We start from the raw sequence: 11503 nt of genomic DNA on the forward strand, positions 1-11503 counted from the left end.
TTAATTATCATGCGTTTCATCAGCTTATTAATAGCCAGTACTGTATTCAGTACCTCAGTACTCGCTAATGAAGTCAATGTGTACTCGGCTCGTGAAGAACAGCTCATCAAGCCCTTACTCAATGCGTTTAGCAAAGATACAGGAATTAAAGTCAACCTAGTCACCAGTGATGATGATCCGCTGTTAGAGCGCCTCAAACGTGAAGGGACTAACTCTAAAGCCGATGTGTTAATCATGGCAGATGCGGGGCGCTTGGCTCGTGCAGTACAATATGGCGTACTTCAACCGATTCAATCACCGCGTTTACAACAAGTAATTCCCGCCTATTTACGTGATCCGGCTAAGCGTTGGTTTGGGCTAACTTCGCGGGCGCGGGTGATTTTCTACGCCAAGGGACGGGTGAACCCTAATGAAATTAAGAGCTATGAGGATTTAACGGCAGCAAAATGGAAAGGGCGCATTTGTGTGCGCTCCTCTAATAGTATCTACAATCAATCCCTAGTCGCCTCGATGATTGCCCATCAGGGTGAGGCTCAAGCGAGTCAATGGGTTAAAGGTTTAGTGCAAAATTTTGCCCGCCCCCCTTCCGGTGGTGATCGTGATCAAATCAAAGGGCTAGCTGCGGGTGAGTGTGATATAGCGCTGGGTAATACTTACTACTATGCCCAAATGCTCTTTGGTGGTGATAGCAGTCAAAAAGCAGCCGCGACTAAAGCGGGACTCATCTGGCCTAATCAAAGTACTACCGGTACGCATATTAATATCAGTGGTGCAGGTATCACTACTTCAGCTCCAAATAAAGCGAATGCCATTAAGTTATTGGAATATATGACTTTAGATGATGCGCAGCGTTGGTATTCAACCGTGAATGGTGAATATCCAGTCACAAATAAAGCGCTAACCAGTGCTCAACTACAATCATGGGGCAATTTTAAAGCCGATACCCTGAATTTGGGTGAGCTAGGTAAATACAATCAGACGGCAGTTAAATTGATGGATCAAGCGGGTTGGAGATAGGGATATTTATTGTCTCTTGATAGGGCAATCATCTAGGATTGCCTCTACGATCTCACTAGGGCAAATACACTCATTTGCCCTTATCATCATTCAGGCTTTATTTATTGCTGGCGTAATTGACGCATTTTGCTAATAAATTCGTTCTTATCCATACCTGTTGCCATGATGCACTCACTGAATTTAGCGAGGTCTGGGCTTTGTAAGTCGATGGCAGTACCTGCACTACCTAAAGCGACTAGATCGCTCATAGCTTTAGTGCCACATTCTGGCGTTGTACACTCACAGGTCGCTTTAATTAAATCTGCAAGTGGTCCTGTTGCAGCGGGTGCAGGAGCAGGGGCTGGAGTAGCAGGCGCAGGTGTGGGAGCGGGTGTAGCGGCAGGAGCACTAGCTGCTGGAGCAGGAGTAGCAGGTGCACTAGCTGCTGGTTTTGTTTCTGGTGCTTTGGGAGCTTCGGATGAACCACCACAAGCCGCCAACGTTGAAACCCCAAACATTAAAGCCACTAATAATTGTTTTTTCATAATAGTAATTAGACCCTGTTTTATTAAGTTTATATTGTTATCAATTAGTAATAATAATGGCGCATCTTAACATAGCACTTTTGACTACGCCACTGCTCAGTAATGAAGCAATTAGCCTAGTATAAACGTCTCGCCCCCCATACGTTCTACATCCTCTTGTTGATGTGTAACGAGCAATACCGTTTTGCCTTGCGACTGTGCTTGTTCACGCACCCAGTCCGCTGCTAAGACACGGCTTTTAGAGTCGAGTTCCGCAAATGGCTCATCTAATAACACTAAGGGTTCGGGTCTTAATAAGGTCCGAATCAGAGCAATTCTTTGACGTTGACCACCTGATAATTGCGCGGGCATTTTATAGCGTTGTTCGCTCACTTCTAATTGTATTAAAGCCTGTTGTAAACGCGACTCTAGCTCAGCTTTATCTTTGGAATGCCATCCTAAATGTAGATTTTTATCCACACTTAAATGCTCGAATAAATTATGTTCCTGAAAGAGCATAGTGACAGGGCGTTTGATCACGGGTAGCTTTAAAAGAGATTGACCTTGCCAAAAGATGTCCCCGCTTACGGGCTGTTCAAAGCCAGCAAGCGTCAATAATAAGGTAGTCTTGCCTACCCCGCTGCGTCCTTGCAGGGTAATGATTTTGCCGCTAGGAATAGTGAGATCGTAATGCAATAGCGTTTTGCCACGCTGCACTTGTAATTGTTTAATCACTAGCATGGCTCAACCTAGCTTCTTTGAGACGCATCGCTTCCCACCCCCACACAATTATTCCGCATAACACTAATAATACTAAGGAGGCGAGTGCTGCTTCTGGCAAGCGATAAGTACTAGCATAGCTATAAATCAACCACGGCAAACTCAGCGCCTGTTCAGTGCCAAAAATAGCAAAAATAGATACTTCTCCCATCGCCAACAGCATCACTAATACAGCGGCGGCTCCTAAGGTACTGCGTAACCAAGGCCATTCAATCATTAAGCGCTCACGCCATGAGAGTTTTAAGTTCAATACCATACGTTCGTATTGTGCGTCCCATTGCAGCACACGCGGCTTTAATTGCTGCACCGCAAAGGGGACTAATAAAGCCGTATTAATGATACCCACCCAGACTAAGCCCCAATCTTCTAATGCAATATGACGCACCACTAAAATATATAGCCCTACCGACAACACCATTGCAGGCGCGACTAAAGTATGGAGTGCTAACCACTCCCACAGCCAATAAGTGCGTTGTTGTTTTAGAATAGCGTTACGTACTGGAATCAAAACTAAATAAGCCAGTATGACCGCACTCAAAGCACTCGCTAAAGCTAAGCCTAAGGTTACTAAGGTAGGTTTTACTAAGACCATTAATTGCCAACGTCCCGCCTCTAAACTCAGTACTTCAACCACTAAGGTCAAAATCGGCAATAACAGCGCTACCCACGCTAAACCATAAATAAAAGTATAAAACCTACGCGCCCAAGGCTGAGCGCTAGGCAAATAACGCTGCACTCCCGTATCTGGTGATAACCACGCCCCCGAACTAAAACGGGCTAATAAGGCAAACAATAGCCCCGCCATGCTAAATTGTAGCCATGCCAGAGTGAGCGCTTCGGCTATATTAAAGTCATACTTAAGTGCTTGATAAATAGCGACTTCTAAAGTAGTCGCTTGCGGGCCACCGCCTAAAGCTAGCACCACAGCAAAGCTATTAAAGCACAGTACAAATACAAACCCTGCCAATACCATCAAACGCCCTAGCACGCTCGGTAGCTCGATATAACGCCATTGTTGCCAAGCACTCAGCTTTAATTGCAGGACTAAGCGCCAACTACTCTCTGGGATAGTTTGGAGTTGCATCACCACAGCGCGAATCACAAAGGGAATATTGAGATATAAATGCGCTAGTAAAATCCCCTGCAATCCATATAAGTTCCAATCAGCGCCTAACCAAGGACTAAGCCAACCATTGCGCCCTAATAGCGCTACTAATCCGGTAATGAGTACCAAGGTAGGCATCACAAAAGCGAGTAGGCATAGGCTCAAAAACGCAGCTCGTCCTTTGAGCCAAGGGGAATAATACACCGCTCGTGCAAGCAAATAACCAAGAAGCACTGACAACACTGCACTTAAGGCGGCTTGCTTAATCGAAAACCACACTATGCCTTGAATATAGGGATCAGTTAGTAAGGCAAGGGTTGCACCGGAGCTAAAACGCATTAGGCCATAAAAGGCGAGGAAGGTAAGGCTCACTAGACTTAGTAAAGCTAATAGGCCTAGCTCTCTGAATAACGTTGGCATACCTAGTGTTTAATGCTTTTTACCGATTAGTTCTATGGCATAACCATCGGGGTCTTCGATAAAAGCAATAATGGTTTTACCTGCATTCATCGGCCCTGCTTCGCGTAGGATTTTTGCACCGCGTGCTTTCATTTGCTCACAGGCGGCATACACATCATCGACCTCAAACGCCATATGTCCATAAGCCGTGCCCTTTTCATAGCTACTCACGCCCCAGTTATAGGTGAGTTCCAGCACAGTATTATTAGCTTCATCGCCATAGCCTAAAAATGCTAAGGTAAACTCACCCGCTGGATAGTCTTGGCGACGTAGCTCTTGCATACCGAGTACTTGCGTATAAAAGTTTACTGAACGGTCTAGATCACCGACACGAAGCATAGTGTGTAAAATGCGCATAAGGTTGCATCCTTTGAAGCAGATCAACGAGGGGCTTTAAGATAGCACTCTGACGCCTAAAGCTCTAATTCACTTTAGATAGCCTGTGCTGGTTGAGAGTTTGCTCTGACTAGGTTTGCCATCTACGCCATTCACGCTCGCGCTTAATAGTGAGGTCGTCCTCACGCATCAGCTCGACAAATAACGGTACGCAATACGCCCAACGTTTATCTAAACGGCGCAATACAAAGGCTAATTCAAGGCGCGACAACGTGCGCTCTAGTTCAGCACTCTCGAATTGCACACTTTGCTGCTCTAGGGTTTGTATCAGTTCGCCCGTGGTGAAACTGTCATGTTGCACGGTGGTATACACCACTAGGCGATCATAAGCTTGCTCGTGCTCCCCTATTCCCACCGACCAACCTTCCAAACGTTTTTGCAAATCGCGCCCCGTGAGTACCGGATGCACATCGCCGACCTCGATAATGCGTTGGCTCGGCTGTAGCTGCTGGATGAGTTGATCGCAGACATGGGCAATGAGATTGGCGCGTTGTCCGCACTGGCTGATCATGTGTTGCATGATTTGCGGATTGGCATAGCTGAGATTGAGGGTTTGCATAGGAATCGTGGCTAACTGTTCACACGCTTCTTGTTCTAATGCGCCGACTTCCAGTACTGCGCCAAAATTGCGTAAGGGTGATTGATAGTCTAATACTGCATGCTGATACAGTTGCCAAAAGCCCGCCAAGATAAAGCTACACTGCCCCTGCTCACTCAAGCGCCGAAATACGCTCAGCATCGGATAGCCCTGAGCTTGCTCATGCTCAATGAATAAATCGGCTTCATCAATCAGGAAGATATAGCGCTTACCCTCATTTTTAATACGTACTTCGAGTTGTGCGGCAAAATCGGGAGCGGTATCGGAGTCTAAGTTTAGTGCGTGAGCTAGGCGTGGAATGAGTACTTCATTGGATAGGGATAAGTAGCAGCAATGCACTTGGGGATTTTCGGCATAACGGCGCTCTAGTGCTTTGAGTAGGCTGGATTTGCCCATTTGCCGTCCACCTACTATGAGGTAATTAGCAGGGTCACGGTTGATGATTTGAGCAATGAGTTCACGGCGACCGAAGAAGATCGCTTCTTTATTGACACCGCCACCGATTTGGTAGGGGGATAGCTGTTGTAGGGCTAACTGTTCAGCCAACACTTTAGCAAGTACGGCTTCCGGTTTGGGGCTGAGGAGTAGTGCGGTGAGTTGTTTGCTTTGCGGTGCTACGTACTTATTGCTGCGGTCTTGGGTGGTGTTGAGTAGTTTGCGTTGGTAGGCTGCATCGGTGTTGATGATGAGGGTAATGCGTCCTTCAGCTTGGGGGATGGCACGTAGGGTGGTGAATACGTCCTCGGTGGATACAGTAGGGAAGTAGAGGAGTAAGCGATTGACGTTTAAGATGAAATTGTCGGGGAGTTTTAGGGTGAATAAAGAGAACCCCTCCCCGTCCCTCCCCTTATCAAGGGAGGGTGGAAGAGAAGAAGGTATCTCACTATTGGTTTGATTTTGGGTTTCTTGCTCCTCCCTTGATAAGGGGAGGTTGGGAGGGGTTTCTACTCTTTCTAGTTTTGCTCCCAAACGTTTAGCGATGATTTGAGCTTTTTGTTCTGGGGTGAGTTGGGCGAAGTCTAGGGCTTGGCTAAAGGTTTGGGTGCTGACCTCTGCGTCATCTAGCACTCTTCTAAAACGCCCCGACCACCTTAATAAATTTTTTGTTTTAGTTAATTGATCAAATGGAATTGTGATCAACTCAACAGGTCTTCTACTCAAAGCTGTTGAAATAGGGTTTATAAATAAAAAAAGCCAGTATATACTAACGATTAGTACTATCACACCTGAAATTTGCGAAATCAAAAGCCAGTAACTAACATTGACTTTAATATCAAAATACCACTCTGTGTATAAAGTAGATACATAGGAACGTAAATCTGCATCCTTACCATAAAAATGTAGACTTCCATATCTGCCCATATTTATAAAATTTCTAATGCGTAGCTCAAGCTTTAAATTATCTAATTGTTTTTTTGAGAAAATCTCATCAGTTTCAAATTTTATATTTTCAGTAGTTTGGGCATCACTACTTTGACCTACCTCAATTATTTTTATAGTAGAGCTTAAGGCTCCACTAGGTGTTTGCAAATAAAAATCAAACATATCTAACTCTACCATACGTAGGTTTGCTATTTTAACTGTTAAAACCCCTTTTCTTGTAAAAAAATTATTTTCTAAAAATGCACTTTTTATTTCTATATCTAAAGACTTATAATCAACCTTGAATTTAACTAGTTTAGTATGCCCACTAAAATCTTGAATTTTTATAGGTAGCTCATACTTTCCTGTAGCTACAAATTTAGGTGTATTCACTAGCACAGAGCCTGAAATTTTAGCACTTTGACCAACTTCAATGATAGAAGGGCTATTGTACCTCTCTTCAAAAAGAAGAGGTTTTTGATCATTAGGAATAACGTGAAAAAGACTATCCTCACTAAAAGTTTCTACTAGCTGGGGTTTATAAATAGGTTTTTCACTATGATTTGTAAGAGTTATATTTAGATTGTTAGTTCCAGTATAAAAAATAGAAGGATCTCCCTCTAACTTAACTATCATAGACTCTAAATAATCCTCATTTTTCAATAAACCACTGTTACTATTATTTTTTTCAACCTCAAAACCAAGTATATCAACATCAGGTTTTTTAAAAACCAACTGAATATTATTGTTCATAACATTTAATACTTGAATGGCTCCATTACTTGCTAAAATTAGCATTCTTCCTGCATCATCAAAGCTTAAAGATAAAATACTACTTGACGATTTTAATGTGTGCCTCACCTGTCCACTATCTATATCCCATATCTGAATCGTTCCATCAATTGAACCGCTTGCTAATATATTTTTATTATTAAAGCTTAAAGATAAAATACTACTTGACGATTTTAATGTGTGCCTCACCTGTCCACTATCTATATCCCATATCTGAATCGTTCCATCAATTGAACCGCTTGCTAGCTCTCCTCTTTTATTAAAAGCAAGTGATTTCAGCCAGTTTTTTTCAACCTTTAAAGTATTGATCAAGCTATTTTTTTCTATATCCCATATCTGAATTATTCCATCAATCGAGCCGATTGCTATCTTATTACCCCCATCAAAGACTATTGTTTTTAGCCACATTTGTTGTGTTTTTAATGTATTGATCAAGCTATTTTTTTCTATATCCCATATCTGAATTGTTCCATCAGTTGAACCACTCACTAGCCGACCATTTTTATCCAACGCTAGAGACAACACACCACCTTGAGCAACCAACTTACGTTTCAATAGACCCCGTTTTATATCCCAGATTTGAATTGCTCCATCAGCTGAGCCACTTACTAACTGACCACTTTTATCCAATGCTAGAGATAACACACTACTTTGAGTTGCCAACGTATGCTCCAGTGTCTCATGCTCCATATCCCATATCTGAATCGTTCCATCATTTAAACCAATTATTAACCTATTGGATTCAAACAAAGCAACTGTGTCATAAGTAATAAAATCGTCTTCTAGTAATTGCTTAAGTACGTCAGCTCGTGTCATACCTATACCACTTTCTATCCTAATAGTTGACTGCTGCGACTCCCCCTTAGTCTGAGAACCAAGCACAGGCAACAAACACACCCAAAACACGACCCACATCACACCCAAACGCTTAAGCATCCCTACCATTTCTCACTACCCCTCAAACGGCTTCATAGGTCTATCTTGGCGCACCTCACGCTGCCACTCCCCAGCATTCCCAAACAACTCCGCCACACCTTGCTCCGCCAATGCATCAATCGCCCGAGTCATCACTCTCTGCCGCTCCGCCTCGGTTGACCATTTCCTACCCCGCCTCACCGAGCGACTCTTTAAATAAGCAATAAAATCCAACACCTGCTCCATATCAGGCAGCGTCAAATCATCAATAGCAGCATGTAACTCCTGCGCTTTTTTCTGAGCAACACCCATCACTAAACTCCTCTATCTAATTCGCTTACCTTCATTCTAGCCCAATCCTAGCACCCTAATAACTCCCTACCCACCTCACGCAACCACTCACAGCGCCACACCAACCGCCCCCTTTCCGGCTTTAACAAATTTTGCCAATACAAACTACGCTCCACCGCATCGCCCGCCCAAATATCAAGCCTAAAATCCTTTTCCCCCAAATACTCACACAGCCGCTGATAACTACGCACCCGACTAAACAAACTACTCGGCAACGAGCTATAGCGCACCGCCTCCGCCCACGCCCCACCATTCACCGCCTCACGCAAGCATAACTGCACCAGACGCGGATGCTGCCCAGCAAATTTTAAAATCGCTAACAAAGCCTCATCAGACAAACCACTCACTTGATAAAGCTTTTTCACATCCTCAATACACAGCTCTGGCAACACCTCATAATCACTTAACAACCATCAGCTAAAGCTGAAGGGTTCGCTAAAAGGACTAAAGTCCGGATACGGGTCGAATAGACCCGTCTAGCCTTCTGTCTTAAAGTTATCCTCTAACCTCGGTTCAAAGTGATGCTCTAAATACGCCTTAATCATCTCAGCACTCAATTCCCCTGAAGTCGCACAAAAATAACCCCGCGCCCAAAAATGCTGTCCCCAATACCGCTTTCTTAAATCCGGGTAGCTTTCAAAGATTTTTGCCGCACTTCGACCCTTAATTCGGCGCATGATCTCGCTCGGTGCTAGCTCCGGTGGCACCGATAACAACAAATGCACATGATCCTTGCTCACCACCCCTTCACTATTTCTATCTCAAAGGCTTGACAGGTTTGACGGATCAACTCCCGTATCTTTAACCCCACATCCCCTTTCAGTACCGGATAGCGGTATTTCGTCACAAATACAAAGTGATACTCAATCCGGTAGACGGTGTGGCTTCCATACCGATACTCCATCTCTCACGACCTCATGCCAACCTTCATCCAGCTAGTATCGCAGATAAATCTGACCGTCTAAAGACGGTGGTTTTAACCTTGAAGACGGACTAATAAAATTCAAGAGCGATAAAGCCCCCTGCTCAAACTTCATCGCCGCCAAACGCTCCCCACCAAACATAATTAAGTGCAAATCATGAGGAAACGCCCCCAATAAATTACGCACCTCACCCGCAAAGCTACGCCGATACTGCTCCGCCCCATTCTCAAACCCTGTAATTAGCAATAACAACTCCAGCCCCTGCATCAAACGCTCACTAAGTGCTAAATACCATTGAGTGCTATTACTAATCCCTTCACCTAAACCACACTGCCGCGCCAAATAAGCAAAATACTCCGCCTCACTCACCTGATCACTTGCCGGAGGAAACACATGCAATACCTTAAATCTAGTCTTGGCTTTATCCTTTAGCGCTTGAATATAGTGCTGAGTCTGAAAACCCTCTTGTGCCAAAATCAGCACCGGACGATTCAACTCCACATAATCACTAAAAATGCGCTCCACAAAACTACGTTGCTTAGGAGCCAGCACTTTAGACTCATGCGTCTCTAAAGGTTTGCCGTCCTTATACAACACGGGAATCTGCGCCCCCGACTGATCCATCCCTAGCAATGCCACTTTTGCCCAATGAAACGCTTGCTCTAGGGTTTCCCCCGCTCCCAATCCCGCATAAAACTGACGCGCAAACTCCACCGCTACCCTATCCGGCACTCGCGCATTCATCCCCACCACATAGGGTACATGCTGAGCAATAGCTAATACCTGCACCTCGGAATAACAAGCATTGAGCACTACGCAATGGGTATGCCCCTTGAGTTGCTCAAAGATGTTTGTGAGTACCTCATTCTCCAAAAACTTAGCCTTACCCTGTTCATCCTCCAGAACCAACCCCATTCCACCCTCACCATGCCCTGAAAAATGTACGATATAAGGCTTTTGCTCGCGCAATACATGCAGCAAATCATCAAACCGTAGGGCAGGCTGATAAATCGTCACAAACTCATCACGTAATTTAGAGCGTTGTAATTCAGCTTCAATTTCGCGCTCTTCACTATCAACGCGCAGACGGGCTTTATCGGCAGGGCTAGCAGCAAGAAAAACCAGTGTTTTAGGCATAATAGACACTCAATGCAGCGGGAAAGAGTATCTTGGAGAATTTTTAAAGCACAGACAAGTGGTGAGTACACCAATAGTGAGGTTGCATGGTGGAAAATTTCTTTTTACTTAAACAATATGAGAAACACCTTATAAGCGTGCAATTGTTAGCTTCTGAAAAAAGCAAAAAACACCAATTTTTTTAGTAAATACGGTTTGATTTATTAACCCCCCTATTTAAATATAAAATATTTAAACAGTTAAACCTAGGTATAATATAAGAAATAAAAATAAATATTGTTTAGGTTTAGAATATTTGGGATACTCATTTTAGGTAATTAAATCTGAAAAAGGGCTAACTTACCCATTAGCTGAATAAGGAGCAAAATCGAGGTTTTGCACTTTGCAGGTTATTTACCTTTTATATAAACACTGCTCAGTACTACAACTAATAGAGGAGAGTCATTATGGGATGGTGGGAAGCTGCAAGTGATCTTGCTAAAATGTTCGATAAAGAAGTTGATTATAAAACAGCAGGAAAAACCATTTATAGGGATCACCCCTATCTTCAGTCATGGAGCCACTACGAGTGGGTTATCATTAAGCGCCGAGACGGTCTGAAAATCCCCGAAGAGTATAACTGGGAAGATCCTTTTTCAGGGCATTGTAATGTTTACGGTATTGTGAAGGAAATAAATAGAATCTGTGAGAGTAAGCATTGGCATGAAGGTGTTGGGCATTGGGAATATCGGTATGATGGCGTAGAACTCTGGATTAAGTTGACCGATGTCAGATAAATACTAGGCTTATTAGGGCACATTATATTTAGCCTAGTAGGTTTTTGTCTTTCTGGTTATTGTTTAAGAAGTGCAAAACCAGAAAGACATAACTAATAGTATTGTGATCAATCTATGAATTAACCCATTAGACACAAAAAATTCTGATCTAGTCTACCGCACATGATTTTCACCTTTAACACAGTATCTACTCATTAATTTAGCTGAGTACGGTACTGCTCACCTCCTATAGCACCAAATAGCCCCTCATTATTCTTAAATAATTAAGTTAGCGTGAAGCGTCAGCCACTATTTCCACTGATACACAGCCTAGCATTGCAACAATTTTATCATCTCTCAGTCAGTTCCCCTTCACAATGAGGGGACAAATGGTAAACTCAAACCTTTGT

General features: G+C 43.6%; 10 protein-coding genes and 1 pseudogene. 2 read left to right on the top strand and 9 right to left on the bottom strand.

Going from position 1 to position 11503, the window contains the following annotated elements; genetic code table 11:
* Positions 1–9 precede the first annotated feature (9 nt).
* Positions 10–1017: a Fe(3+) ABC transporter substrate-binding protein gene (locus IPL34_RS16840; protein ID WP_296842657.1), complete on the top strand. Its 1008-nt coding sequence runs from the start codon at positions 10–12 to the stop codon at positions 1015–1017.
* Between the two features lie 101 nt (positions 1018–1118).
* Here the strand turns inward: IPL34_RS16840 and IPL34_RS16845 are convergent, their stop codons facing one another.
* The 9 genes and pseudogenes from IPL34_RS16845 to IPL34_RS16885 all read right to left on the bottom strand — a co-directional run bounded on the left by IPL34_RS16845 (position 1119) and on the right by IPL34_RS16885 (position 10338).
* A complete protein-coding gene (locus tag IPL34_RS16845; protein WP_296842658.1) occupies positions 1119–1541 on the bottom strand; it encodes a hypothetical protein in 423 nt (140 codons plus the stop codon).
* Positions 1542–1652: 111 nt separating this feature from the next.
* Positions 1653–2261 (bottom strand): ATP-binding cassette domain-containing protein, encoded by a 609-nt coding sequence (locus IPL34_RS16850; protein WP_296842659.1) that lies wholly within the window; start codon positions 2259–2261, stop codon positions 1653–1655.
* A complete protein-coding gene (locus IPL34_RS16855; RefSeq protein WP_296842660.1) occupies positions 2248–3825 on the bottom strand; it encodes an ABC transporter permease subunit in 1578 nt (525 codons plus the stop codon). The genes IPL34_RS16850 and IPL34_RS16855 overlap by 14 nt, the downstream gene beginning before the upstream one ends.
* Before the next feature lie 9 nt (positions 3826–3834).
* The gene (gloA, locus tag IPL34_RS16860) at positions 3835–4221 is read right to left on the bottom strand and encodes a lactoylglutathione lyase (protein WP_296842661.1); all 387 of its coding nucleotides are present in this window, start codon (positions 4219–4221) and stop codon (positions 3835–3837) included.
* A gap of 109 nt (positions 4222–4330) precedes the next feature.
* Positions 4331–7957: an AAA family ATPase gene (locus tag IPL34_RS16865; RefSeq protein WP_296842662.1), complete on the bottom strand. Its 3627-nt coding sequence runs from the start codon at positions 7955–7957 to the stop codon at positions 4331–4333.
* Between the two features lie 6 nt (positions 7958–7963).
* Entirely contained in the window at positions 7964–8239 is a 276-nt protein-coding gene (locus tag IPL34_RS16870; protein WP_296842663.1) for a hypothetical protein, read from the bottom strand.
* Positions 8240–8286: 47 nt separating this feature from the next.
* A complete protein-coding gene (locus IPL34_RS16875; protein WP_296842664.1) occupies positions 8287–8688 on the bottom strand; it encodes a hypothetical protein in 402 nt (133 codons plus the stop codon).
* 66 nt (positions 8689–8754) lie between these two features.
* Positions 8755–9182: pseudogene (gene tnpA / locus IPL34_RS16880) on the bottom strand (IS200/IS605 family transposase).
* Between the two features lie 31 nt (positions 9183–9213).
* The gene (locus tag IPL34_RS16885; protein ID WP_296842665.1) at positions 9214–10338 is read right to left on the bottom strand and encodes a CHAT domain-containing protein; all 1125 of its coding nucleotides are present in this window, start codon (positions 10336–10338) and stop codon (positions 9214–9216) included.
* A gap of 446 nt (positions 10339–10784) precedes the next feature.
* Between IPL34_RS16885 and IPL34_RS16890 the strand changes: the two genes are divergently transcribed.
* Positions 10785–11114, top strand: coding sequence for a hypothetical protein (locus IPL34_RS16890; RefSeq protein ID WP_296842666.1), 330 nt, complete (start codon positions 10785–10787; stop codon positions 11112–11114).
* Positions 11115–11503: the final 389 nt, after the last annotated feature.

It is taken from the genome of Thiofilum sp. (genome assembly GCF_016711335.1).
GTDB lineage: Bacteria > Pseudomonadota > Gammaproteobacteria > Thiotrichales > Thiotrichaceae > Thiofilum.